Source organism: Nonomuraea aurantiaca, from assembly GCF_020215705.1.
Lineage (GTDB): Bacteria > Actinomycetota > Actinomycetes > Streptosporangiales > Streptosporangiaceae > Nonomuraea > Nonomuraea aurantiaca.
Genome location: NZ_JAIWNB010000008.1, coordinates 281,519 through 306,874 on the forward strand (window position 1 = coordinate 281,519; position 25,356 = coordinate 306,874).

21 protein-coding genes are annotated in these 25,356 nt (G+C 71.8%); 11 read left to right on the plus strand and 10 right to left on the minus strand.

The window, feature by feature from the left end; all coding sequences use genetic code 11:
- Positions 1-51 precede the first annotated feature (51 nt).
- Genes LDL49_RS21480 through aroQ form a run of 4 tightly spaced genes read left to right on the plus strand, consistent with a single transcriptional unit; the run spans position 52 to position 4,357 of the window.
- The gene (locus LDL49_RS21480) at positions 52-1,152 is read left to right on the plus strand and encodes a hypothetical protein (RefSeq protein ID WP_225292889.1); all 1,101 of its coding nucleotides are present in this window, start codon (positions 52-54) and stop codon (positions 1,150-1,152) included.
- Complete coding sequence (locus LDL49_RS21485; protein WP_225292890.1) at positions 1,149-2,576, plus strand: hypothetical protein; 1,428 nt, start codon at positions 1,149-1,151, stop codon at positions 2,574-2,576. The genes LDL49_RS21480 and LDL49_RS21485 overlap by 4 nt, the downstream gene beginning before the upstream one ends.
- Positions 2,573-3,877 carry an AAA family ATPase gene (locus LDL49_RS21490; protein ID WP_225292891.1) on the plus strand — a complete coding sequence of 435 codons (1,305 nt, stop codon included), beginning with the start codon at positions 2,573-2,575 and terminating at the stop codon, positions 3,875-3,877. The genes LDL49_RS21485 and LDL49_RS21490 overlap by 4 nt, the downstream gene beginning before the upstream one ends.
- 27 nt (positions 3,878-3,904) lie before the next feature.
- The gene (gene aroQ / locus LDL49_RS21495; protein WP_225292892.1) at positions 3,905-4,357 is read left to right on the plus strand and encodes a type II 3-dehydroquinate dehydratase; all 453 of its coding nucleotides are present in this window, start codon (positions 3,905-3,907) and stop codon (positions 4,355-4,357) included.
- Here the strand turns inward: aroQ and LDL49_RS21500 are convergent, their stop codons facing one another.
- The gene (locus tag LDL49_RS21500) at positions 4,358-5,236 is read right to left on the minus strand and encodes a ThuA domain-containing protein (protein WP_225292893.1); all 879 of its coding nucleotides are present in this window, start codon (positions 5,234-5,236) and stop codon (positions 4,358-4,360) included. It lies immediately after the preceding gene.
- 172 nt (positions 5,237-5,408) lie between these two features.
- Between LDL49_RS21500 and LDL49_RS21505 the strand changes: the two genes are divergently transcribed.
- Positions 5,409-7,541, plus strand: coding sequence for an outer membrane protein assembly factor BamB family protein (locus tag LDL49_RS21505; protein ID WP_225292894.1), 2,133 nt, complete (start codon positions 5,409-5,411; stop codon positions 7,539-7,541).
- Here LDL49_RS21505 and LDL49_RS21510 read toward each other — a convergent pair.
- From LDL49_RS21510 to LDL49_RS58430, 3 genes are read right to left on the minus strand one after another with little or no spacing between them, the layout of a single operon-like run.
- Positions 7,535-8,293, minus strand: coding sequence for a citryl-CoA lyase (locus LDL49_RS21510; protein ID WP_225292895.1), 759 nt, complete (start codon positions 8,291-8,293; stop codon positions 7,535-7,537). The genes LDL49_RS21505 and LDL49_RS21510 overlap by 7 nt on opposite strands.
- The gene (locus LDL49_RS21515; protein WP_225292896.1) at positions 8,286-9,437 is read right to left on the minus strand and encodes a CaiB/BaiF CoA transferase family protein; all 1,152 of its coding nucleotides are present in this window, start codon (positions 9,435-9,437) and stop codon (positions 8,286-8,288) included. The genes LDL49_RS21510 and LDL49_RS21515 overlap by 8 nt, the downstream gene beginning before the upstream one ends.
- Positions 9,438-9,472: 35 nt before the next feature.
- Entirely contained in the window at positions 9,473-10,246 is a 774-nt protein-coding gene (locus tag LDL49_RS58430) for an IclR family transcriptional regulator (protein ID WP_225292897.1), read from the minus strand.
- 185 nt (positions 10,247-10,431) lie between these two features.
- Here LDL49_RS58430 and LDL49_RS21525 point away from each other — a divergent pair, with 185 nt between their 5' ends.
- The 6 genes from LDL49_RS21525 (at position 10,432) to LDL49_RS21550 (ending at position 18,359) form a co-directional block, all read left to right on the plus strand.
- Positions 10,432-11,880: an aldehyde dehydrogenase family protein gene (locus LDL49_RS21525; protein ID WP_225292898.1), complete on the plus strand. Its 1,449-nt coding sequence runs from the start codon at positions 10,432-10,434 to the stop codon at positions 11,878-11,880.
- On the plus strand, positions 11,877-13,595 hold the full coding sequence (locus LDL49_RS21530; RefSeq protein ID WP_225292899.1) for a thiamine pyrophosphate-binding protein: 1,719 nt from the start codon (positions 11,877-11,879) through the stop codon (positions 13,593-13,595). The genes LDL49_RS21525 and LDL49_RS21530 overlap by 4 nt, the downstream gene beginning before the upstream one ends.
- Before the next feature lie 106 nt (positions 13,596-13,701).
- Entirely contained in the window at positions 13,702-14,847 is a 1,146-nt protein-coding gene (locus tag LDL49_RS21535; protein ID WP_225292900.1) for an ABC transporter substrate-binding protein, read from the plus strand.
- A 7-nt stretch (positions 14,848-14,854) separates the two neighbouring features.
- The gene (locus LDL49_RS21540) at positions 14,855-15,724 is read left to right on the plus strand and encodes a branched-chain amino acid ABC transporter permease (RefSeq protein WP_225292901.1); all 870 of its coding nucleotides are present in this window, start codon (positions 14,855-14,857) and stop codon (positions 15,722-15,724) included.
- Complete coding sequence (locus LDL49_RS21545; RefSeq protein ID WP_225292902.1) at positions 15,721-17,661, plus strand: branched-chain amino acid ABC transporter ATP-binding protein/permease; 1,941 nt, start codon at positions 15,721-15,723, stop codon at positions 17,659-17,661. The genes LDL49_RS21540 and LDL49_RS21545 overlap by 4 nt, the downstream gene beginning before the upstream one ends.
- Positions 17,658-18,359 carry an ABC transporter ATP-binding protein gene (locus tag LDL49_RS21550; protein ID WP_225292903.1) on the plus strand — a complete coding sequence of 234 codons (702 nt, stop codon included), beginning with the start codon at positions 17,658-17,660 and terminating at the stop codon, positions 18,357-18,359. The genes LDL49_RS21545 and LDL49_RS21550 overlap by 4 nt, the downstream gene beginning before the upstream one ends.
- Before the next feature lie 45 nt (positions 18,360-18,404).
- Here the strand turns inward: LDL49_RS21550 and LDL49_RS21555 are convergent, their stop codons facing one another.
- The 6 genes from LDL49_RS21555 to LDL49_RS21580 all read right to left on the minus strand — a co-directional run bounded on the left by LDL49_RS21555 (position 18,405) and on the right by LDL49_RS21580 (position 25,333).
- Positions 18,405-19,298, minus strand: a complete 894-nt coding sequence (locus LDL49_RS21555) for an N-acyl homoserine lactonase family protein (RefSeq protein ID WP_225292904.1) — start codon at positions 19,296-19,298, stop codon at positions 18,405-18,407.
- A complete protein-coding gene (locus LDL49_RS21560) occupies positions 19,295-20,632 on the minus strand; it encodes an MFS transporter (RefSeq protein WP_225292905.1) in 1,338 nt (445 codons plus the stop codon). Before LDL49_RS21560 ends, LDL49_RS21555 begins: the two co-directional genes overlap by 4 nt.
- Before the next feature lie 126 nt (positions 20,633-20,758).
- Entirely contained in the window at positions 20,759-21,424 is a 666-nt protein-coding gene (locus LDL49_RS21565; RefSeq protein ID WP_225292906.1) for a TetR/AcrR family transcriptional regulator, read from the minus strand.
- Entirely contained in the window at positions 21,390-23,363 is a 1,974-nt protein-coding gene (locus tag LDL49_RS21570; protein WP_225292907.1) for a bifunctional sugar phosphate isomerase/epimerase/4-hydroxyphenylpyruvate dioxygenase family protein, read from the minus strand. Before LDL49_RS21570 ends, LDL49_RS21565 begins: the two co-directional genes overlap by 35 nt.
- 15 nt (positions 23,364-23,378) lie before the next feature.
- Positions 23,379-24,233, minus strand: coding sequence for a shikimate dehydrogenase (locus tag LDL49_RS21575; RefSeq protein WP_225292908.1), 855 nt, complete (start codon positions 24,231-24,233; stop codon positions 23,379-23,381).
- Between the two features lie 137 nt (positions 24,234-24,370).
- Positions 24,371-25,333, minus strand: coding sequence for a GNAT family N-acetyltransferase (locus LDL49_RS21580; protein WP_225292909.1), 963 nt, complete (start codon positions 25,331-25,333; stop codon positions 24,371-24,373).
- Positions 25,334-25,356 lie beyond the last annotated feature (23 nt).

Consider the following 25,356-nt stretch of genomic DNA (forward strand, 5'->3'; position numbering starts at 1 on the left):
CGGCGAGCACACCGGCAACGGCGAGCGCAACAGCGAGACGAAAGGCGGCCGATGAACCGGCTTGACGCGCTGCGAGGCACGACGCCACCGAAGCCGCACGACGCCCGCGCCATCGCCGCGCTCGCGGCGAACCCCGGCTGCTCGCGCCGGGCGCTCATGGACGGCGCCGGGATCGACAAGGACGCCGCCGCCCGGCATCTGGGCTTCCCCGCGCCGTTCGGCCAGTCGCCGTTCGCGATCACCCGCGGGAACGTGTTCGAGGCGCTGGTGAAGGCCGACGGCTGCGCCGAACTACTGCGCATGCTCCGGGAGCAGCTCGGCCTGCCGATCGCCGAGGTGGCCTATCACGACGTGGAGAACGTCGGCGCGCACCTGCGCCACGCCCACACCCGGGCGCTGTTCGACCGGGCGGTGGCCGAAGGGCACGACGCGGGCACGGTCTACGACCATCCGCTGCTCGCCCTGGAGATCGCCGGGCACGCCGCCTACCTGGAGCCGGACGTGGTGGCCTTCCAGCTCGGCGGGCGCTTCCACATCGTGGAGATCAAGTCGTTCGCGGTGATCGACGGGCAGGCGGACCCGGCCGCGGTGGCCGCGGCGGCCCGGCAGGCGGCGGTGTACGTGCTGGCGCTGCGCAGGCTGCTCGGCGAGCTGGGACACGACCCGCTGCGGGTCTCGCACGAGGTCGTGCTGGTCTGCCCGGAGAACTTCGCCAACCGGCCCGTCGCGACGCTCGTGGACGTGCGCAAGCAGCTTGCCGTGCTGGAACGCCAGCTCGACCGGATGACGGGGCTCGACCGGCTGCTCGACGTCCTGCCCGACGAGGTCACGTTCGACCTGCTGCCCGGCGAGGACGGGCTGCCGACCCGCTCCGCCGCCGAGCTGGCCGACGCGCTGCGTCGGGCCGATGCCCGCTACGCGCCCGACTGCCTGTCGACCTGCGACCTGTGCTTCTTCTGCCGTGACGAGGCCCGGCAGGAGGGCGCCTCCGACCTGCTCGGCCGTAACGTACGCGACGAGCTGGGCGGCGTGGCCTCCGTCGGCGAGGCGCTCGGGCTGGCCGACGGCACCCGCGACCCGGCGCCGGGCCAGGAGGAGATCGCCCGGCTCCTGCGCAACGCCGAACGCCTGCGCAGAGAGTGCCTGACGTGAGCCTGCTCACCTCGCTCGCCCGGCTGCGGGCCCTCGACGAGGGCATCGCGCAGCCCATCGCGACCGTCCGGCACTGTCATCTGTCGGCGCGGCCGATGGTGTTCATCCCGCTCAAGCTCTCCGGCGAGGCCGCCGCGCCGCTGGCCGCCATGCTCGGCACCGACCGGGCCGAGCCCCGCCTGCTGGTGGTCACCCAGCCGCGTAACCGTGATCTGCGCTTCGCCTGGGCCGCCGAGCTGGCCGGGCTGCTCCTGCCGTACATCCAGGGCTTCCTGCGCGAGACGGAGACGGTGGAGCGCAAGAACGCCGACCCCTACGAGCGGGCGCTCGACGCGCCGCAGCTGATCGTGCCGAACCCGGCGGGGGTGGCGTTCACCCGGCTGCTCGGCCGGTCCACCCGGTTCCGCCGGGCCGACGGGCCCTATCCGGTGCCGACGGGGGTGCCGCTGCTCGGCAGGTGGCTGACCTGGTTCGCCGAGCGGGCCGGATATCCTGGGTCGTCGCTGACGATCGCCGCCACCGACGAGCTGGGCAGGCACTGGGCGAGCGGGCAGAGCGGCCTGGAGGACGCGAACCTGGCGGCGCTGCTCGCCTGGATCACCGACGGGCCGAGCGACGACGCGGAGGACCCGCTGATCTGGCCGCCCGCGGGACCGGTCACCGATCCGGGGTTCGACGCCGAGGTGCTGGCACCGGCGATCGAGAAGGGCTCGGCCGAACGCGTCACCGAAGCCCTCCGTACCCAGCTCGAACCCACCTGGCGGCTCATGTGGCAGGCGATCGACCTGCTCGGCGGCCTGCCCGAGGGGGCAAGCGTGGCGCAGCGGTGGGAGCAGGACCGCGCCTCCTTCAGCGGCCTGGCCGCGCAGATCGAGGACGGCGCGCCGCCGCAGGCCAGGCATGACGGCGCGATCGCCGCCGCCGCGCGGCTGGCGCGCATGGAGCGCGCCCAGGCCGCCTACGAGGTGCAGCGCGCCTACGACGACCCGCTCGTCATGGCCGAATACCGGCTGACCGGCGAGGCGTTCGCGGGCGAGGTCGTGGAGACCGAGCCGGAGAACTTCGAGGGCGAGGGCCGCTCGCGCAAGCTGCGCCCGCTCGTGGTGGTCAAGACCGACGATCCCGTACGGCTGGCACCCGGCACCACGCTCGGCACCCCGCAGCGGCGCGGCCAGGGCGCCCAGCTGGTGTCGGCGAGCGACGGCCTGGTCACCCTGAAGATCACCAAGGGCATGGGCCGGGGCAAGACGCCCACTCCCGGCGCGGTGCCCGAGGTGGGCGAGCGGGTCTGCTACACCTCCCTCACCGACGACTTCCAGGGCGCGCCGAGCCTGCCCGACGCGGAGGCGACGCCGTGGACGCACGGCGGCCCGCCGCGGGAATACCGCCCCACCGACGAGGACGCCCGCGAGGAGTGGTCGTGACCGGCGAGGACGCCAGCCCGGAGCAGGCCATCAGTCCGGAGCAGGTCATCAGGAACGTGCTCGCCGACCTGCCCAGGAATCGCGGCGTGGTGGTCGACTCACCGCCGGGGGCGGGCAAGTCCACCCTCGTCGTCCGGGCCGCCGCGCACCTCGCCGAGACCGGCGAGCCACTGATGATCGTCGCCCAGACCAACGAGCAGGTCGACGACCTGGTGACGCGGATCTCCGAGCGGCATCCGCGGCTGACGGTCGGGCGGCTGTCGGCGAGCGGCTACGTGCCGCCGCTGCGGCTGCTGGAGCTGACCGGGGTCACGGTCGGCACGCGGATCCAGGATCTCGGCGACCCCGACATCGTGATCGCCACATCGGACAAGTGGGCGTGGATCTCCGGCCGCACCTGGCCGTGGGCGATCGTGGACGAGGCGTACCAGATGCGCTCGGACAAGCTGCTGCGCATCGCCGGGCTGTTCGAGCGGGCGCTGTTCGTGGGCGATCCCGGCCAGCTCGACCCGTTCTCGATCGTGGACGGCGACCGCTGGTCCGGCCTGTCGTGGGACCCGCTGCAGAGCGCGGTCTCGGTGCTGCTGCGCCACAACCCCGACCTGCCGGTGCACCGGCTGCCGGTGTCGTGGCGGCTGCCCGCCACTGCCGCGCCGGTGGTGTCGCGGGCGTTCTACCCGTTCACCGGGTTCCGGGCGGGCACCGGGGCCGGCGAGCGGCGGCTGGAGCTGGCCACCGGCGGCATGGGCACCGTGCACGACCGGGCGCTGGAGGAGGCGGCCCGCTCCGGCTGGGCGCTGCTGGAGCTGCCCAACCGCCACACCGTGCGCACCGACGGCGAGGCCGTGCAGGCGGTGGCGCTGCTGGCGGAGCGGCTGCTGCAGCGCGGCGCGGTGGCGGGCTCCGAGCAGGGCGAACGGCCGGTGACCGCCGACCGGATCGCGGTCGGCGCGGCCCACCGCGACCAGGTGGCCGCGATCAGGGCCGCCGGGCTGCCAACGGAGATCACGGTCGACACCGCCAACCGGCTGCAGGGCCGCGAGTACGACGTGACGATCGTGCTGCACCCCCTGTCGGGCCGCCGGGACGCCACCGCGTTCCATCTGGAGTCGGGGCGGCTGTGCGTGCTGGCCTCGCGGCACCGGCACGCGTGCGTGGTGGTGGCCAGGGCGGGCATCGCCGAGCTGCTCGACGCCCATCCGTCGGCGGAGCCGGTACGGCTGGGCGTGCCGGTGAAGTTCCCCGACGGCTGGGAGGCCAACCAGTCGGTCCTGGAGCACCTGGCCCGCCACCGGGTGTAGCGGCGACGATCACGAAGCGAGGCATGTGTGACATCCGTTTACGTTCTCAACGGCCCGAACCTCAACCTGCTCGGCACCCGCAAGCCGGAGGTGTACGGCACGACGACGCTGGCCGACGTCGAGGAGATGTGCCGCGAGGAGGCCGCCGGGCTCGGCCTCGACCTCCGGTTCCGGCAGTCGAACCACGAGGGTCAGCTGATCGACTGGATCCACGAGGCCGGGGCCGAGGTCAAGGCCGGGCGGTGCGTCGGCGCGGTGTTCAATCCCGGCGCCTACACGCACACGTCGGTGGCCCTGCACGACGCCATCGAGGGCGTGGAGCTGCCGGTGGTGGAGCTGCACATCTCCAACGTGCACGCGCGCGAGCCGTTCCGGCACCACTCCTACATCTCGCCGGTCGCGCGGAGCATCGTGGTCGGGTTCGGCGTGCACGGCTATGTGCTGGCCCTGCGCGGTCTGCACCACACCGCCCGGAAGTGATCAGCGGCAGAAGGGCGTCATGCCCATAGCCGACCGCAGGCCCCCGGTCAGGTGGCCGAGGAAGCGCTGGTCGCCGGTCCACGCCTGTACCTCGTGGCCGAGCGTGGTGACCCACGACCTGCCGCCGTCGTAGTACTGGCACCAGGAGACCGGGTGGTCCCTGCCGTGCCCGGGGTGGCCGAGGTTGCCGCGGGTGCCCTTCAGCATGGTGCTCTCGTCGACCTGGGCCAGGACGCGGACGCGGGTGGGGGCCGGGACCAGATTGTACCACTCGTCGCTGAACGTCCAGGCCGGCGGCAGTCCCGCGGTGGAGGCGTCGCGCCGATCGGGCGTGCGCACGGTGGCGGGCTGGACGGGCCCGTGGTCGTAGAAGTTGGCCTCGCCGAGCAGCCCTTCGTACCAGGGCCAGTTGTACTCGGTGCCGAAGGCGTTGTGCACGCCGACGAAGCCGCCGCCCGCCCTGACGTACTGGCGCAGCGCGGTCTGCGCCGCGTCGTCGAGCGCGTCCCTGGTCGTGCTCAGGAACATCACCGCGTTGTACTTCAGCAGGCTCTGCGCCGAGGCGAGCTGGGTGACGTCCTCGGTGTAGTCGACGGCGAAGCCGTTGTCCTGACCCAGCTTGAGCACGGCCTTCACGGCCACGTTGTCGTCGTTGAGCGGCGGGTTGAGCCCCGGCCCGAGCACGGTGCCCAGGTGGGCGTGGCGAGGCCCGGCCGTGCGCGTGTAGACCAGCAGGCGGTAGCCCTTGGCCGGGTCGAAGTTGCCCCAGTCGTGGTAGCAGCGGGCGTCGGTCCCCCGGCACACGCCGCCGGCGGGAGCGGGATCGTTGGAGGCGGCTGAGGCGGGCAGGGCGACCGCCAGCAGAAGGGCGGCGGTCACGAGCGTCGAGGGTCTCACGGGCACCTCCGGAGTCCACCAGGTGGATCGATCGTTCCACAGCGTAGCCAGCGGGCCGGAGCCCGGCAAGGTCTTGTCTTCACCGCGGCACCGGCTTATTGTGCGTCCGTTAAGCGGATCTATAGGTCCATCTAGTGGACCACAAGAAGGCGTGGTGCCAGTGGAACGACGCAACTTCCTCCTCGGCGCGGCCGCGACACTGGCCGCCGTACCCGCCCGTCCGGACGCCCCCGTTCCCGAGCAGGACGTCCCGGAACAGTCCGCCGCCTTGGGCGCGGCCGGCAAGGACTTCCCCAAGGTCTGCGGCAACCTCGGCAACCACAATCACTCGCCGCTCAAGAAGATCACCGCGCGCAACCTGGACCGCCTCGGCGGCGCCTGGCACCTGAACCTGGAAGGCGGCAGCACCGCCGCGCCCCAGCAGAGCACCTGCGTCGCGGAGAACGGCATCCTGTACGTCCAGACGACCCAGCAGAACGTCTTCGCCGTGGACGGCAGGACCGGGGCGCTGAAGTGGAAGACGAACCTCGGCACCAAGCAGACGAACATGCGGGGAGTCGCGCTCGGCGAGGGCCTGGTCTTCTCCACCTCCGGCGCCAACATCGTGTACGCCCTGGCCAAGGAGACCGGCCAGGTGGTGTGGCAGCGGCAGCTCATCACCGAGGACGAGGGCGGCGGCGACACCGGCGGCTGCGATCCCCAGAACGGACAGTGCGGCGGCCTGACCGGCACCCTGGCCGGCGCGGTCGTCTACTGGGACGGCCTGATCTACGTCGGCATGCAGGGCAGCACCGGCGGCGCCCGGGGCCGCGCCTACGCCCTGAAGGCGGCCACCGGCGAGGTGGCGTGGACGTTCTGGGCGTGCCCCGGCGAGGGCCAGTTCGGCAACGACACCTGGGAGGGCGAGTCCTGGAAGACCGGCGGCGCGGTGCCGTGGATCCACCCCGCCATCGACCCGGACCTGGGGCTGGTCTACTGGACGTTCGGCGGCTCCTACCCCCGGCTGGACGGTTCGGGCAGGGGTGGCGACAATCTGTTCGCCAACTCGATCGTGGCCATCGACGCCAAGACCGGCAAGCGGAAGTGGCACTTTCAGTCGGTGCACCACGACATCTGGGACCTGGACAACGTCATGGCGCCGGTGCTGGTGGACGTACGGATCGGCCGCGGCGTGCGCAAGGTCGTCGTCTATGGCAGCAAGGCCGGCATGTTCTACTTCCTCGACCGGGCCACCGGTGAGCCGGTCCATGGAGTCACGGAGCGGCCCGTGCCCCAGGACTTACGCCAGAAGACCGCGGCGACGCAGCCGTTCCCCGGCGGCGCGCCGTTCATCACCCAGGCGCCGGAGTTCGGCAAGGCGACCAGGCCGGTGCCGTTCTACGCCTGGGGCGGCCTCTACACGCCGCACTGGGACCGGGCGACCATCATCTTCCCCGGCGCGGGCGGCGGAGCCGACTGGGCGCACCTGTCGTTCAACCCCCACACGGGCTGGATCTACGTCGGCTACGGGCTGATCAACTCCGGCTTCTCCAACAGCCGGGACGGCCGGGTCAACACCTCGCGCCCGCTGGGCGAGTACTTCGCCGGGGGCATCGCGGCCGTCGATCCCCGTACCAACAAACCGGTGTGGACGCTCGACAGGGAGTGGTCGCTGGCGCACGGCAACGGCATCCTCACCACGGCGGGGCGGGTCATGTTCCAGGGCGGCCCCGACGGGGTGCTGCACGCGATGGACGACACCGACGGGAAGATCCTGTGGAGCTTCCAGTGCGGCGCCGGGGTGCACACCAGCCCGATCAGCTACGAGATCGCCGGCGAGCAGTACATCGCGGTCCTGGCGGGCGGGAACGGGCTGCCGTATCCGGACATCCCGCGTGGTGACCACCTGTGGGCGTTCAAACTCGGCGGCAAGGTGGCGCCCGCGGCGGCCCCGGTCCCGCCCAAGAAGCGCAACGACATCAGGACCGCCGCCGTCGCCGGCACGACGGTCACGCTGGGCCGCGTCTGGGACGCGGCGAACCAGCGTCCGGGCCCGGCCGAGAACACCGTCGCCCAGAACGCCATGTCGCCGCAGCACCTGCGGGTGCCCAAGGGGACGACCGTCACGTTCGTCAATCCGGCGGACAACGCCTTCGCGCACGCCGCCGTGTCATTCTTCGAGTACGAGTTCGACAGCGGCGTGCTGATGCCGGGGCAGTCGTTCACGCACACGTTCGCCACGCCCGGCGAGTACTTCTACAACGACGCGATCTTCCCGCAGAACACCGGGAAGATCGTCGTCTACTGACCGGGACCGTGCCGGCCAAGGTAGGTCGGCCGGATCGAGGGGGGCAGGGGGCCCTTGTTGCGCCGCCCCTGCCCCGACTCCTCCCAGGCGTGCGCGAGGATGCCGACGCTGCGGCCGAGCACGAACAGCCCCCTGGCCAGCGGCGCGGGGAAGCCGAGCTCGGCGTAGACGACGGCGGTCGCGCCGTCGATGTTCATCGGGACCGGGCTGATCAGCTCCTCGACCTCCTTGGCCACCCGCAGATGGTCGCCCGGCACGACACCGTCCGCCACGGCCTGCTCCACCAGGCCGAGCAGCGGGTCACGGCGCGGGTCGCGGGAGTGGAAACGGTGCCCGAACCCGGGCAGGTATTTGTCGCGGGCCCGTCGGCGGGCCACCGTGGCCGCGGTGTCGCCGCCGGCCAGCGCCTCCTCCAGCAGCTCCACGCACTGCTCCCCCGCGCCGCCGTGGACGTCCCCCAGCAGGTTGACGCCGGTGGCGACGGCGTTGTTCAGACCGACGCCGCAGGTGATCGCCATCCGCGCGACGGCGATGGACGGCGCGTGCGGGCCGTGGTCGACCGAGGAGACGAGCGCGGCCTCCAGCAGCGCGGCCCGCCGCGGGTCGGGCAGGTCGCCGCGGAGCATGAGCCAGACCATCTCCGCGAACCCCACCCGGCCGATCAGCTCCTGGACCGGCCGGCCGCGCAGCTCGATGACGTCCGGCTCGATCCTGGAGACGGCGGTGCCCCACCAGTCGGCCGCCTCACTCATGCGCGTACTCCTCGTTGTGCGAGCCCAGCCGCGGTGGGGAGGCCGGGGGACGCAGCGGTTCGCCGTCCACGAGCACGCCGTTGCCGGTCACGGTCAGGCGGCGATCGGTCCCGTCGGGGAAGCTCAGCTCGGTGAGGAAGCCGCGATGACGCAGCTGGTCGAGCGCCAGGGCCTGCGGGACGGTGAGGATGCGGGCCGCGGGCACGCCGTGACCCGACAGCAGCTCCTCCCACTCCAGCGCGGTCCTGGCCCGCAGCGCGGCGTTGAGCTCGGCGTTCAGCGCCTTCCTGTGGGCCTTGCGCCCCTCCGGGAGGACGAAGCGCGGGTCGGCCGGCAGCTCGGGGCGGCCGATCAGGCGGCAGAGCGTCTCGAACTGTGTCTGCTGGTTGGCGGCGATGTTGAGCGGCCCGTCGGCGGTCTCGAACGTGCCGGACGGCGCGGCGGTGGCGTTCTGGTCACCCATCGGCTCCGGCTCGACGCCGCTGACCAGGTAGTTGGACACGGTCCAGCCCATGGCCGAGATCGACGCCTCCAGCATGGACAGGTCGAGGAAGCTACCGCGGCCGGTGCGGTGCCGTCCGGCGAGCGCGGCGCAGATCGCCATGGCGGCCATCAGCCCGCCGATGGTGTCGCAGACCGGGAAGCCGACGCGCATCGGCACCGTGTCGGGGGTGCCGGTCACGCTCATCATGCCCGACAAGCCCTGGATGATCTGGTCGTAGGCGGGGGCCCCGCTCATCGGGCCGCTCTGCCCGAAGCCGGAGATCGCGCAGTAGATCAGCCGCGGGTTGAGCTCACGCAGCCGGTCATGGTCGTAGCCGAGCCTGGCCAGCACCCCGGCCCGGAAGTTCTCCAGCAGGACGTCGGCGCCGGTGACCATCGCTTCGAAGGCCATCCGCCCCGCCGGGCTCTTCAGGTCGAGCTCCACCGACTTCTTGCCCGCGTTCTGGGCCAGGAAGGAGGCGCCGATCCGGTCCCGGTTGAGCTCGTCGTCAGGGCCGAGGCGCCTGGCCAGGTCGCCGCTGCCGGGCAGCTCGACCTTGACGACCTCGGCGCCGAACAGCATCAGCTGGTAGCCGCAGTAGGGTCCGGCGAGCACGCTGGTCAGATCGACGACCTTGACCCCGTCCAGTGGCAACTGCATTCACGCTCTCCCCATCACTTAAGGCTCCCCATCGGTCAAGTCAGTGGATGGTCGAACCCGCGCTCCGACATCCGCCCCGCCACCTCGCCCAGGTCCGCGACGAACTCCGCCACGCGCTCGTCCGTGAAGCGCACGGTCGGCCCGCTGAGGGTGAGCGCCGCCACGATCGCCTTGGTGCCGCCGGTCACGGGCACGGCGACGGCGGACAGGCCGGGCTCGCGCTCGCCGTGGCTGACCGCGTGGCCGTCGTCCGCCGCCTGGGCGATCCAGTGCCGCAGCGTCTCCAGGTGCGCCTCTCCGTACGGGGAGGAGCGGGCGATCCGTGACAGGAGCCGCGCCGGCGCGTCCCTGAGCAGGACCTTCGAGGAGGCGCCCGCCCACATGGGCAGCTCGTCGCCGACCCGCACCACGTGGCGCAGCGGCTGCGGGCTCTCCTGCTGGGCGATGCAGATCCGGTGGACGTCCCTGGCGACGTAGAGGTTGACGGTCTCCCGCTGCCGGGCCGCCAGGTCACGCATGAGCTTGACGGTCTCCGGCGGCAGCTCCCACGCGCTACGGGCCAGGTGCGCCCAGCGCCACAGGGCGGGCCCGGCGGTGTAGCCCTTGGGCGCGGCCCACAGCAGGCCCATGTGCTCCAGGGTCTGCAGCAGGCGCAGCGCCGTCGTCTTCGCCAGGCCGGTCTCGTCGACGACCTCGCGGATCGTCAGGATCCGCCGGTCCTCGCCGAGCAGGGACAGGATGTCGAACGCTCGCTGAACGCTGCGCACGCCACCGGTCTCGCCGGATTCTGCCGGAAAGTTCGCGGGCACGGGTCCTCACTTGTCGGTCGAAGGTGAACTCCTGCTCACCCTCTCATGCGGTCCGTACGCTAACACTCGGTCCATTATACGGTCCAGACGTTCCACTACGCGGTTCCTCTTGCGCGGACTGGGATGTGCTCATACTTTGAGCAAGTCCACAGTGCGGTTCTGATGCACCACCTAGTGGAGTCGAGATGGATGCGATCTACCAAGCGGGCTGCCTGGTCGCCGGGACGTGGCTGACAGACGGCCCGGCGGCCGAGCGGACCGGCCCCTACCTGCGCCGGACGGTCAGCCGGGCCCGCACGGCGACCCCGGACGACATCACCCGGGCCCTGGCCTACGCCGGACCGGCCGCCGGGGCGGTGGCGCGGCTGGCCCCGGCGACCAGGGCCGCGATCCTCGAGCGCGCCGCGGCCGAGGTCACGGCCCGCGGCGAGGAGCTGGCCCGGCTGCTGGCCGTCGAGCTCGGCAAGCCGGTCAAGGATGGGCGCGGAGAGGTGCTGCGGGTGGCCGACACGCTGTCGGTCTCGGCGGCCGAGGCCAGGGCGCTGGGCGGCGAGGTGCTGCCGGTGGCCGGCTGGGCCCGCGGCGTGGGCAACACCGCGCTGACCTGCCGCGCCCCCGCCGGTCCCGTGCTGGCGATCACCCCGTTCAACGCCCCGGCGAACCTGCTGGCGCACAAGCTCGGCGCCTCCTTCGCCGCGGGCAACACCACGATCGTCAAGCCGCCGCCGCAGGCGCCCGGGGTCTCGACGGAGCTGGTACGGATCCTGCTCGGCGCCGGGATGCCGGTCGAGGCCGTACAGGTGCTGCACGGCGGCGCCGACGTGGGCGCGCGGCTGTGCGCCGCGCCCGAGATCGCCGTGGTCAGTTTCACCGGCGGCGTGAGCGCCGGCGCCGCCGTCGCCCGCGCCACCGGGCCCAAGCGGGTGCTGCTGGAGCTCGGCGGCAACGCCGCCACGATCGTGTGCGAGGACGCCGACGTGGCCGAGGCGGCGCGGGTCTGCGCGCGCACCGGCTACAGCAACTCGGGCCAGAGCTGCATCTCGGTGCAGCGGGTCTACGTCCAGCGCGGCCGGTTCGAGGAGTTCGTGGCCGCGCTGACCACCGAGGTGAAGTCCCTCATCGTGGGCGACCCGCTGGACCCGGCGACCGACGTCGGCTCGATGGTCGACGACGACGCCGCCGAGCGGGTGGTCCGCCGGGCCGGGGAGGCGGCCGGCCAGGGCGCCGCGATCACGACCGGCGGCGCCCGGTCGGGGGCGGTCATGGAGCCGACCGTGGTCGCCGCGCCGCCCGCCGACGCCCGGCTGGTCCGCGAGGAGGTGTTCGGCGCGCTCGTCGCCGTGCTGCCCTACGACGGCTTCGACGAGGTCATCGAGGCGTGCAACAGCAGCAGGTACGGCTTACAGGCCGGTCTGTTCACCCATGACGTGCGGCGGATCGTCCAGGCGTGGCGGGAGCTGGAGGTCGGCGGGCTGGTGGTCAACGGGTCGTCGAACTTCCGCCTCGACCACGTCCCCTTCGGCGGCGTCAAGGACTCCGGCATCGGCCGCGAGTCGCCGCGCTGGATGATCGAGGACTTCACCGTGACCAAGACCCTCCTGCTGCGGGGCCTGAGCATCTGGGGAGAACAGTGACCGACACCTCCGCGCACGCGCTCGTCAGGCAGTTGGAGGACCTGGGCGTCACGCACGTCTTCGGCACCTGCGGCCACACCAACATCGCCGTGCTGGACGCGCTCGCCGACAGCCGGATCCGGTTCGTCATCGCCCGGCACGAGCAGGCCGCCGCGCACGCCGCCGACGGCTACGCCCGCGTGTCGGGCAAGCCGGGCGTGCTGCTCGTCCACGTCGGCCCCGGCCTGACCAACGCCACCACCGGGGTGCTGACCGCGGTGCTCGACTCGGTGCCGATGGTGGTGATCTCCGGCGACGTCCCCTCCTACTACCACGGGCGGCACCCGCACCAGGAGATCAACCTGCATGCCGACGCCGATCAGGCGGCCGTCTTCAGGCCGTTCGTCAAACGGGTGTGGAACGTGGGCCGCGCACAGGACCTCGGCCGGGCCGTGGAGCGCGCCTTCTGGACGGCGACGACGGGCCGGCCGGGCGCGGTGCTGGTCAACGTGCCCATGGACGTCTTCTCCAGGCCCGCCGAGCCGTACCCGGCCATCAGCCGCGCCGAGCCGCCCGGCCTGCCCGCGGACGTCGCCGAGCGGATCGCGGCCGCGCTCGCCGGCGCCGAGCGGCCGCTGATCTACGCGGGCGGCGGCCTGCGCGACGCCGCCGACGCGCTGCTCCGCCTGGCCGAGCGGTTCGACGTCCCGATCGCGCATTCGCTGATGGCCAAGGGGACCGTGCCCGACGCGCACCCTCTGGTCCTCGGCATGACCGGGTTCTGGGGGCTGGAGCTCACCAACGACTACGCCCGGGAGGCCGACGTGGTGCTGGCGCTGGGCACCCGCTTCGCCGAGACCGACTCGAGCTCCTGGGACCCGCGCTTCACCTGGGCGCTCGGGGACAAGGGCCGGCTGCTCCAGATCGACCTCGACCCGGCCGAGATCGGCCGCAACTATCCGGCGGAGATCGGCGCGGTCGCCGACGCCGCTCTGGCGATCAGGGCGATCGCCGCGGCGGCCGCGGCGCACCCGGCGGTGAGCCGTCCCGCGCTGCGGGAGCGGATCCGCGCGGCCAGGTCGGAGCTGTTCGGCGCGAGCAGGGAACGCGGGAGCAGTGACGACTTTCCCCTTCGGCCCGAGCGCATCCTGGCCGACCTGCGCGACTCGGTGCCACCGGACACCATTCTGGTCACCGACGTCGGCTGGAACAAGAACGGCGTGGCGCAGTGCTACGAACTGCCGCCCGAGGGCCGCTTCATCACCCCCGGCGGCGCGTCCACCATGGGCTTCGGCCCCGCCGCCGCCGTCGGCGCGCAGCTCGCCGCGCCGGACAGGACCGTGCTGGCGCTGATCGGCGACGGCGGCATGGGCGCCCAGCTCCCCGCCGTACCGCTGGCCGTGGAGCTGGGCGCACCGGTGATCTTCGTGGTGATGAACAACCGGTCGCACGGCACGATCTCCGACCTGCAGTCCGCCCACTTCGGCCGCAGCCACGGCTGCGACTTCACCGATCCCGCCGGACGGCCCTACAGCCCGGACTTCGCCGCCCTCGGGCGGGCCTGCGGGGCCGACGGGCACACGGTCGCCGCGCCCGGCGATCTCCGTACGGCGCTGCGCCAGGCGGTGGCGGACCGGCGGCCCGCGGTGATCGACGTACCCATGGTCAACGAGCCCGTCCCGACCCCCGGCCACTGGAACATCAAGGACATCTACCAGGGCGTCTTCCCCGCCTGAAACCGTTGCGCGTTCGATATTTCCTCCGGTCACACCCGGCCGTATAACTAACGTACTAGTTCGTGCATTACGCGGCCATGTCGACTTCCCCCCAACGAGGTGAACCGTGTTTCCCGCGAGATTCCCCATCGCCGCCGCATCGCTCATCGTCACACTGACCGCCTGCTCGGCCCCGGGACAGCAGTCCGGCAAGCAGGCCGTCGCGACAGGACCCATCAAGGTCGCCAACATCAACGCGCAGAGCGGCCAGCTCAGCTCGCTCGGCAAATGGGAGAACAAGGGCGTCAAACTGGCCGTCGACGAGGCCAACAAGGCCGGCGGCGTCAACGGGCGGCAGATCCAGCTCGACCTGTTCGACGACCAGGGCGACCCCACCGTGGGCACGAACCTGGCCAGGAAGATCGCCGGTGAAGGTTACGTCGCCATGCTCGGCACCGCCGAGAGCGCCGTCACCCTGGCCATGGCGCCCATCCTCAAGGACGCCGGGATCCCGAACATCACCTCGGGACAGTCGCCCAAGCTCGCCGCGCTCAAGAGCCCGTTCCTGTTCCTCAACGCGCCCACCAGCGTGACCTACGACGAGACCTTGGCCAAGTACCTGGTCGACGGCAAGGGGTACAAGAAGATCGCGCTGATCAGCAACAACGGCACGTACGGCGCGGGCGAGCACGACGCGTTCCTGGCCGCCCTCAAGAGCAGGAACGTCACCCCCATCGCCGACGAGGCCGTCACCCCCGACCAGAAGGACTTCAGCGCCTCCCTCACCGCCATCCGGCAGAAGAACCCCGACGTACTGTTCGTCGGCGCCGAGGAGGTCGAGTCCGGGCTGATCGCCAAGCAGGCCCGCGAGCTGGGACTGAAGGCGGTCCTGGCGGGCGGCGCCCCGATGGGCACCGACGTGTACGTGACCACCGCGGGCGCGGACAACGCCGAGGGCTCGGTCATCAGCTCGCCCTACCTCAGCAACGACGCGAGCCAGGCGAGCAAGACCTTCTCGGCCTCCTACCAGGCCGCGTTCGGCGAGGCCGCCGAACTGCACGGCGCCAAGGCCTACGACGGGGCCAAGATCCTCATCGAGGCGCTCAAGCAGACCAAGGGCGCCGGCGGCCGGCCGCTCGCCGACGCGATCCGCGCGGTCAAGCACGACGGCCTGCTCGGCGACTTCGCCTACGACGGCTCCGGGGTAGGCATCCACGCGACCCAGATCGGCCTCATCAAGGCCGGGAAGATCGTCGCCGAGTCGGCCGGCTAGGAGCACCGTGCAGGTCTTTCTGCAGACCCTCATCGGCGGCGTCACGTTCGGCGCGGTGTACGCGCTGGTCGCCATGGGCTTCTCGATCGTCTACCGGACCATGGGCCTGGTGAACTTCGCCCACGGCAACGTGGTGATGATCGGCGCCTACGCCGCGTCCAACCTGTACATGTTCGCCAAGCTGCCCTTCCCCGTCGCGGTCGCGGTGGCGATCGCGGTGACGGCGCTGATCGGCCTGGTCATCGAGCGGGTGCTGCGCCCGCTGGAGAACAAGGACTTCGACCTCATGCTGATCGGCACGATCGGCTTCGGCACGGTGCTGGAGGCCGGGGCGATCCGCGTGTTCGGCGCGACCGGCCACGCCGTGCCGTCCCCGGTGGCGACCGCGCCGCTGGACGTGGCCGGGATCAAGATCCCGACCTACAGCCTGCTGGTCATCGCCGTGGCGGCCGCGGCCACGGTCCTGCTGGGGCTGTTCCTGCAGCGCACCAAGCGCGGCGCGGCCATGCAGGCGGTCGCGATGGACCACGAGGCGGCCACCGCCGTCGGCATACACGTCGGCCGCAGCAACGCCATGGCCTTCGCCATCGGCGCGGGCCTGGCGGCGCTGGCCGGCGGCCTTATCGGGCCGATGCTCTACGTCAACCCCACGATGGGCGGCTCGCTGGGCATCAAGGGCTTCGCCGCCGCGATCTTCGGCGGCTTCGGCAGCATGCGGGGCGCGATCGCCGGCGGCATGGCGTTCGGGCTGCTCGACTCCTTCGCGGCCGGCCATTTCCAGGAGTACTCGGAGCTGGTGACGTTCCTGGTCTTCGCCGCCATCGTGATGGTCCGCCCCACCGGCATCTTCGGAGAGACGACGGTGAACCGAGCGTGAAACGGCTGATCCTTCTCATCGCCGCCGCCGTGGCGGCCTGGCTGCTGCCGTACGGGCTGGGCGGCTACGCCATCCACGTCGTCGACGTGGCGATCATCTTCGCGGTCCTCGGCATCGGCCTCGGGCTGGCCATGGGCGTGGCCGGGCAGATCAACCTGGCGCAGATCGCCTTCTTCGGCGTCGGCGCCTACGCCGTCGCCATCCTCACCACCCGGGCCGGGCTCGGCTTCTGGACCGCCGCCGCGCTGGCCCTGCTGGCCGCCGTCCTGGTCGGGCTGCTGGTGGGCCTGCCCGCGCTGCGGATGCAGTCGCACTATCTGGGCATCGTCACGCTCGGGCTGGCGCTGGCCTTCGTCAACTGGATCACCAACGCGACCGTCGCCGGGCGGGCCGAGGGCATCAGCGACATTCCGGTGCCGCCGCTGTTCGGGGTGGACCTGGCCAGTGAGTACCTCTTCTACTACGTCGAGCTGGTGGTGTTCGCGCTCGCGCTGGCGTTCGCGCTGTTCCTGACCCACTCGCCGCTCGGCCGCCGGCTGCGCGCCATGCGCGACGACGACCTGGCCGCCGGCGCGCTCGGCGCGGAGATCCCGCTGCTGCGCATGACCGCCTTCGTGCTGTCCGGCCTGTACGGCGGCATCGCCGGGGTGCTGTACGCCGGGCTCATCCGGTTCGTGGCGCCGGAGACGTTCAGCATCGCCAACATGTTCCTGTTGCTGGCCATGGTGATCATCGGTGGCAGGCGGAGCATCCTCGGCTGCGTCGTCGGGGCGGTGGCGCTGTCGCTGGTCAGGGAGGCGCTGCTGGACGTGTCGGCCTACGCCCAGCTCGGCTATGGCAGCGTGGTCGTCCTCGTGGTGGTCTTCGCCCCCACCGGGCTGGCCGGGCTACCCGCCCGGCTCCGGCGGCGCCGGGCCGCCGGGGCGAGGGCCGCACTGGGTTCCTTCCAGCCGTACGACCGCGTGCATGACCGGGAGGACGGCCGGACAGATGGCCAGGCGCGCGACCGGGTGGGCGCGGATGCTGTCGCGGACGCGGGTGTGGGGTCGGGCGCGGACCTGCTGGAGGTCGACGGGGTGACCATGCGGTTCAAGGGGCTGACCGCGCTCGACCAGGTGTCGCTCACGATCACGGCCGGCGAGATCCGCGGGGTCGTGGGGCCCAACGGGTCGGGCAAGACGACGCTGTTCAACGTCGTGAGTGGCTTCTACACGCCGACGTCCGGCCGCGTCCTGTTCCGGGGGCGGGAGGTCACCGGCGCGGCTCCGTACCGGCTGTCCCTGCTGGGGGTGGCCCGCACGTTCCAGAACCTGCGGCTGTTCGGCGACCTCACCGTCCGGGAGAACATCCTGGTCGGCCTGGATCGCACGCGGACGCGCTGGGTCTGGCGATATCTCGCGCTTCCCTGGAGCGTGCTCGGATTCGAGCGGGTGCTGCGGGTGCGGGCCGATGAGCTGATCGACCGGTTCGGGCTGCGGGACTTCGCCGACGCCGCGCCGCGCGCCCTGCCGTACGGGATCCAGCGGCGGATCGAGATGGCCCGCGCGATGGCGATGACGCCCGCGCTGCTGCTGCTCGACGAGCCGGCGGCCGGGCTCAACGGCGAGGAGGTACGGCAACTCGCCGCGATCGTCCGCTCGATCAGGGACTCCGGCGTGACGGTCGTGGTGATCGAGCACAACATGGGCCTGGTCATGTCGCTGTGCGACCGGGTCACCGTGCTGTCCGGCGGGAAGGTCATCGCCGACGGCGCGCCCGCGGACGTCGCCGTCCAGCCCGACGTGGTCGCGGCCTACCTCGGCGACTCGATGTCCGCACCGTCCAGGACCGCCGCCGAGCCCGCCGACGAGCCCGCCCCCGAGTCCGCTGCCGGGGCTGCCACCGAATCCGCCACCGAATCCGCCACCGATTCCGCTGCCGAGGAGGCCGCCAGATGAGCACGCTGATCGTCGAAGGACTGTCGGTGCACTACGGCGGGGTGCGGGCCGCCCGGGACGTGAGCTTCACGGTGGAGCCGGGCCAGTCGCTGGGCATCATCGGCGCCAACGGGGCGGGCAAGACCTCCACTCTCAAGGCCGTCATGGGCCTGGCGCCCCGGCAGGCCAGACGCATCGCCTTCGGTGAGCACGACCTGCTGCGCGCGCCCGCGCACACCCTGGTCCGCCACGGCATCGGCTACGTCCCCGAGGGGCGGCACGTGTTCCCGGGGCTCTCCGTGGAGAAGAACCTGCTGCTCGGCGCCTACACCGGCGACTGGAAGCGGACGCCGATCGGCGAGGTCTACGACCTGTTCCCGGTGCTCGGCGAGATGCGGCACCGCCTGGCCGGGGCGTTGTCCGGGGGTCAGCAGCAGATGCTGGCGATCGGCCGCGCGCTCATGTGCCGGCCCCGGGTGATGTTGCTCGACGAGCCGTCCATGGGACTGTCGCCGATCCTGGTCGAGGAGATCGTGACCGGGCTGAAAAGGCTGAACGCCGACGGGCTGAGCATCCTGCTGGTCGAGCAGAACGCCAAGCTCACCTTCGATGTCACCTCCGCCTGCCTGGTCATGGAGAACGGGGAGATCGCGGCCACCGGCACCTCGGCCGCCCTGCGAGTCGATCCCCAGGTCCGGCGCATCTACCTCGGCCTGTGAGCCCGCCGGTCCTCCCACCGGCCCTCCGCAGGGCCTCCGCCGGTGCTACGGGGCGATCACGGCGACCCGGCTGCTCAGGGCCTCGGTGAGTGGCGGGAAGCGGGTGAGCACCTCGGGGTCGTGGCCGGCCACCACCAGGTGCGGACCGTCGGCGAGCTCGTTGATCCGGTCGAAGGCCCCGTACATGCCGGTCATGCTGTGCAGGATCGGGAACGGCCGGTCGTCCTCGATGTTCTCGTAGAAGTGGCTCGCGTCCGAGGCGATCACCACGTGGCCGCGCGCGGTCCGAATCCGTACCACCTGCATACCCGCCGTGTGCCCGCCGACCAGGTGGACGCTCAGCCCGGGGACCACCTCGGCGTCGCCGTCGAGCAGGTCCATCCGGCCCTCCTTCTCCGCCGCCCGCAGGTGCGCGACGTCGTCCTCGTCCATCAGCCAGCGCTCTCTGGTGATGCGCCGGGCCCAGGGGCCGGTCCAGTAGTCGAGCTCGGCCCGCTGCAGGACGTACCGGGCGGCGCCGAACTCACGGGCCGTGCCGGTGTGGTCGTAGTGCAGGTGGGTGAGCACCACGTGGCCGACCGCGTCGGCGCGCACGCCCAGCTCGGCCATCGTCTCGGCGGGTGCGGCCAGGTAGTCGAGGCCGTCGATCCGGGCGGCGCGGGCGCGGCTGATGCCGGTGTCGATGACGACGGTGTGCCGGTCGGAGACGGCCAGCCAGGTGTAGTAGGCCGTCGGGTGCGGCTCGCCCGCCCGCCTGTCGTGGCCGTGGAAGTGCTCACCGCGCAGGGCGGCGCGCCGCGCGTACTGGAAGGCGTAGACGCGGAACTCCCCGCCATCCGCGCTGTGCCCGCCACCTGCGCTGTGCCGGCCACCTGCGCTGTACTCGTCCCTCACGTTGTGCTCGCCACCCACGCCACCCTCGCCGCCCTCGCTGCTCACGTCGCGCGTGCCGTCGCGGTCGGTGCGGGGGTGGCGGGCTTGACGCCGAGCTGGTCGGTGGGAGTCCGGTAGGTCTCTCGCGCGGTGGCCACGGCGGCCACGTTGATCAGGCACAGCGCCGCGGTGAGCAGGGAGACGCCCAGCCAGCTGTCCCGGCCCGTGCCGGCCACCGCCGTGGCGAGCGTGGGCGCGAACCCGGCGATGGCGAACCCGATCTGCGTGCCGATCGCCATCCCGGACAGCCGTACCCGGGTACTGAACATCTCCCCGTAGAACGACGGCCAGACCCCGCTGGTCGCGCTGTGCACGACACCGAACATCAGGATCCCCACCACGAAGATCAGCGGATAGCCACCGGCCGAGATCGCCCAGAGGTAGGCGAAGATCAGCACCGCGCACCCCAGCGAGCCGCCGATGAACACCGGCTTGCGCCCCACCCGGTCCGACAGCCTCCCCCACAGCGGGATCGTGATCACCGCCGCGACATTGGCCAGCACGCCGACCCACAGTATCGGCGCACGCTCCAGCCCCACCGTGTTGACCGCGTACGACAGCGCGTGGACGGTGAAGATCGTGCTCACCGACGCGATCACCGCGGCCACGATCACCCGCAGGACGTCCGTCCCATGCTCGCGGAACAGCACGACCAGCGGCAGCTTGGCCACGCCGTTCTCGGCGACCTCCCGCTCGAAGGCGGGCGTCTCCTCCAGCGTGCGGCGGATCACGAACCCGACGGCCGCCACCACGATGCTCAGCCAGAACGGTACCCGCCAGCCCCAGCTCAGCAGTTGCGCATCGGGCAGCGCCGCGATCGGCAGGAAGATCGCGGTCGCGATGATCTGTCCGGCCTGCGTGCCGTTGAGGGTGAAGCTGGTGTAGTAGGCGCGGCGTCCTTCCGGGGCGTGTTCGAGCGTCATGGAGTTCGCGCCCGCCTGCTCACCCGAGACGGAGAACCCCTGCATCAGCCGCAGCACCACCAGCAGCACCGGGGCCAGCACCCCGACCTGGTCATAGGTGGGCAGGCAGCCGACCAGGAACGTCGAGAGCCCCATCAGCACCAGTGTGGAGACCAGCACCTTCTTGCGCCCGAACTTGTCCCCCACATGCCCGAGCACGAACGCGCCGACGGGCCTGGCCAGGTAGCCGACGCCGAACGTGGCCAGGGCCAGCAGCGTTCCGGTGCCCGGGGCGGACGAAGGGAAGAAGACCTTGCCGAAGACCAGGGCGGCGGCGGTGCCGTAGATGAAGAAGTCGTAGTACTCCAGGGCGCTGCCGATCCAGGCGGCGATCGCGGCCTTGCGCGGCTTTCCCTGGGGAGTGGGGATGTCGGTCACGGGGCTCCTCCCGGGTGAGAATAGCCCCGAAAGTAACTCACTGGTTCGTACATTACAAGAGTGTGTCCAAACCCTCTCCCGAGCGGCCGAGATGGGGTGCGAACGTCCGGCCGCAGGTGGGTGGCACTACGCCGGGGCGCCGGCCGCACGCAGGTAGGCGACGGTCAGCTCGCCGACCATCGTGCGCAGTCTGGCGCGGTGCTCCGGCGCGGTCATGTCGCGGCCGAACAGCGCCCCGAACGTGTGCTGGTTGGCGACCCGGAAGAAGCAGAACGCGCTGATCATCATGTGCACGTCGATGGCATCGGCCTCGGTGACGAAGTCGCCGGACTCCTGCCCCGCGTCGAGGATGCGGGAGATGATGTCGAGCACGGGCGCGCCCAGGTTGGCGAGCAGCTCGGACTTGCGGATGTGCTCGGCCTCGTGGATGTTCTCGATGCCGACCAGCTTGATGAAGTCGCGGTGCGCGTCGTGGTGGTCGAAGGTCAGCTCCGCCAGTGTACGGATGGCCTCCACCGGCGCCAGGTGCGCCACGTCGACGGTCTGCTCGGCGGCCCGCACCTCGGTGTACGCCTTCTCCAGGACCGCGATGTAGAGCTGCTCCTTACCGCCGAAATAGTAGTAGATCATGCGCTTGGTGGTGCGCGTCCGCTCGGCGATCTCGTCCACCCTGGCGCCGGCGTACCCGTGCCGCGCGAACTCCCGCTGCGCGACCTGAAGGATCTCCGCCTTGGTCCGGTCGGCGTCACGCTGACGTTCACCGGCGGCGCGAGCGAGTGGCTGCGAGGTCATGGGGCTCCACGGTCGGGCCGACGGGGGTCGCGTTCATCCTAGATGAACGTTGTCCTTGTGAGGTGTGCCCTCGCGAGGCGTGCCCTTGCGAGGCGTCGCCTTCCCAGGCGTGTCCCACCCGGGCGTGCTGGGCGGCGAGGCGGACGGGCGCGTTGGCGGCGCCGTAGCCCTGGTAGCCGCCGACGCGCTGGACGAGCTCGAAGAAAACCCGCCCGGCCGTGATCGTGTAAAGGTGGAGGAACTCCCCGTGCTCGTCCCTGTCGTACAGCAGGCCGAGCTCCCGCAGCTCGGGTGGCACGTCGTACCGGGCGGCGAGGTCGTCGTAGTAGTTGGTGGGGACGGCGAGCAGCAGCTCGGGGTGTACGGCGCCCAGCCTGCGGGCGGTGGCCACGATGTCGTCGCAGGCCAGGGCGATGTGTTGCCAGGGGATGTGCTGGGCGCCGACCTGGTTGATGTTGAGCACCATCCGTACGGCGCCGTCCCCGGTGGACATCGCCTTGCTGCGCAGCAGGCCGTACGGGTCGGGCACCTCCAGGCTCTCCTGGGGGCGCAGGCCGAGGACAGTGCGGTAGAACAGCGCGGCCTCGTCGAAGTGGTGCCTGGGCTGGGTGAGCGCCACGTGGTCGATGTGCGTGATGCCCCCCGCCACCGGTTCACCCGCCGCGCGGGGTTCGAAGTCGTCGGTCCAGCTGGAATGGTCGGGATGCTCGGTGCGGCAGAAGAAGAGCTCGGTCCCGTCCGGCGCGGCGATCGCGTCCAGCCTGGCGTCCCGAGGGGCGCGGTGGCGGGGCAGGACCGGCGACAGCAGGGACTCGGCGCGCCGTACGGAACCGGCGGGGTCCGGGCTCTCCAGCCCGATCGCCGCGAGCGCGGGTCCGTCGCCGGTGGCGTTGAGCAGGATCCGGGCCTCTCCCTGCTCCCAGAGTTCGACCGGCTTGTGGGCATGCGTCCCGGTGCAAACAAATCCGAGGGCCGCCAGCAGCCCGCCCAGCTCGGAAGTGTCATCTCCCGGGACGGACAGCTCGGCGAACGCGAAGCCGGACGGGATGACCGGGGGTGGGATGACCGGGCGCGGGATCGACGGGGACGCGGTCGACGGGGACGCGATCGGCGGGGTCGCGGCGCGGCGCTGGGCGGTGGCCTCCTCCAGGGCGATGAGCGACCGCATGGCGTCCAAGGCCGTACGGCCGGCTTCCGCCTGCCGGAAGCCGTCATTGAACACCTCCAGTGACAGCGGCCCGGCGTACCCGGTGTCCAGCACGTGGCTCACCAGTCCCGCCAGGTCGAAGGTGCCCTGGCCGGGGAAGCAGCGGTAGTGCCTGCTCCACTGCAGCACGTCCATCGCCAGCAGCGGCGCGTCGGCCAGCTGGAGGAAGAACACCCGGTCGCCCGGGATCGCCTCGATGCCGATCGGGTCGGAGCCGCGCGACAGGATGTGGAAGCTGTCGAGGCAGGTGCCGAGGTTCGGGTGGCCGGCCATGCGGACGATCCGCCAGGCATGCAGGTATTCGTTGACGTGCCTGCCCCAGGCCAGCGCCTCGTAGGCGATCCTGATGCCGTGTTCGGCGGCGCGTTCGGCGAGCAGGCGCAGTTGCTCGGCGGCCAGCTCGTCGTCGTCGACCGCGTCGGGCGACACGCTGGAGCAGACCAGCAGGAGGGTGGCACCGAGGCGTTCCATCAGCTCGAACTTGCGCTCGGCCCGGCGCAGGTTACGGGCCAGCACGTCGCCCGGCACCGCCTCGAAGTCACGGAACGGCTGGTACAGGTCGATGCCGAGGCCGAGGTCCCCGGCCCGGGCCCGCACCTCCTCCGGGCTCAGTGGGGAGACGAGGAGGTCGTTCTCGAAGATCTCCACGCCGTCGAAGCCCGCGGCGGAGATGGCGGTCAGCTTCTCCGCCAGCGTCCCGCTGACCGAGACGGTGGCGATGGACTTACGCATGGGGAGACCTCCCGGTCAGGCGTCGATCAGGTCGGTGAGGTGGGTGAGCATCCGTTCGGCGTCGGGCTCACGGCCCGTGAACAGGCGGAAGGCATGCGCGGCCTGGAAGACCACCATGCCGCCGCCGTGCATGGTCCGGCAGCCGAGCGCCCTGGCCCTGCGCAGCAGCTCGGTCTCCAGGGGCCGGTAGACGATGTCGGCCACCCACAGTTCCGGCCGCAGCAGCTCGGCGGGGAGCGGCAGCCCGGGGTGCTGCGCCATCCCGGTGGGGGTCGCGTGCACCAGCCCGTCCGCCGTCGCGAGCAGCCCGCCCAGCTCGGCCTGGGCCGCGGTGCGGATCCGATCGGGCCCGAACCGTCCGGCCAGGTCGGCGGCGAGCGAGGCCGCCCGGCTTTCCGCGGCGTCGACCAGGACGACCTGATCGGCGCCGAGGGTCAGCAGGGCGTGCGCCACCGCGGCCCCCGCCCCGCCGGCACCCAGCTGCACCACCTGCCGGGTCGGCGCGTCGGGCAGTCCCCGGGCGAACGACTCCGCGAACCCGGTCCAGTCGGTGTTGTGCCCCACGGCCCGCCGCCCCTCGAACACGACGGTGTTGACCGCGCCGAGCATCGCCGCGTCCGCGGACAGCTCGTCCAGGAAGGGGATCACGGTCTGCTTGCACGGGTGGGTGATGTTGAGGCCGTCGTACCCGAGCCGCCGCGCCGTGCGGATCAGCTCTCCCGCGGCGTCGGCCCCCAGCCCCAGCTCGCCGATGTCGAGCAGCCGGTAGATGTAGCGCAGGCCGTGCGCGTCCGCTTCGCGCTCGTGCAGCGCGGGGCTGAACGACGGGCCGATCCCGGCGCCGATCAGGCCGATCAGATAGGAGCTCATCCGCTCTCACTCTCCTCCAGTCCCATCAAATGTACGAACTAGTACGTTCGTAGGCTAGACCGCAAGGAGCACCACCCGTGAGAGCCGCCCGTCAGGCGGCTCGGACGGAGCGGGTCAGGAGGCTCGGGTGGATCGGATCAGGAGGCTTGGGTGGATCGGATCAGGCGGCGCCAGACGTCTATCACCAGGACCGGTCGCATGCCCGCCGACAGGTAGAGGTCGAGCGCCGGCGAGGTGTTGTTGGAGTCGACGTGCAGCAACGTCCCCCGCCGCCCGCGCGCCGCGTCGGCGGCGAAGGCGTGCCGCAGCAGGAAGCGGCCCAGCCCCTTCCCCCGGTGCTCGGGCAGGACGGCCAGCGTGGCGACATAGCCGCAGTCCTCGTCCGGCACGAACTGGTTGTTGCCGATCACCACCGCCGACGGCCGCCCGTCGATCCTGGCGACGGCGAGCTGGGCCCAGTCGGTGATGCTCTGCGCCTGCCTGCGTTCGAGCCAGTGGTCGTAGTCGACCTTGATGAAGCCGAAGTGGTCGGCGAACGCCTCCTGGTAGATCTGGTGCGCCTCCCGGCGGACGGCGTCCGTCTCCCCGCTGTGGAGGGTCAGCCCGGGGATCGGGGCGGGCGGCTCGACCGGGCCCTCGTGGTCGACGCGCATCCGGTGGAAGCTGGTGCCGGGCTCGAAGCCGTGCTCCTTGGCCAGCGCCTGCTTGGCGGTGTCGGCCCGGTAGATGCCGATGTCGACCGTGGCGGCGTCGTGGCCCCGCTCCCGTGCCAGCTCCCCGGCGCGGTCGAGGACGAGCCGCCAGAGCTCGTCGGCGAGCCCCTCGACGCCGGGGCGCACGAGGACCTCCATGTCGATCATGTCGCTGTCGCCCTTGGCGCACGCCCAGGCCCAGCCGACCAGCGTGCCGTCGGCGTCGTGGACGAGCCAGCCGTCGGTGTCGAGGGTGAAGTCCGGCTCCGCCAGCTCGTCGGCGATGTCGGCCGGCGTTGCGTCGGGAACGCCGATGACGGCGAGGTCGCAGGCCGCGACGAGCTCGTGGATGGCGGGGGCGTCCGCCGCCCGTGGACGGCTGAACTGATGGGCACCGGAGGGCTTCATAGCAGCGATTTTCCCGAACCCGG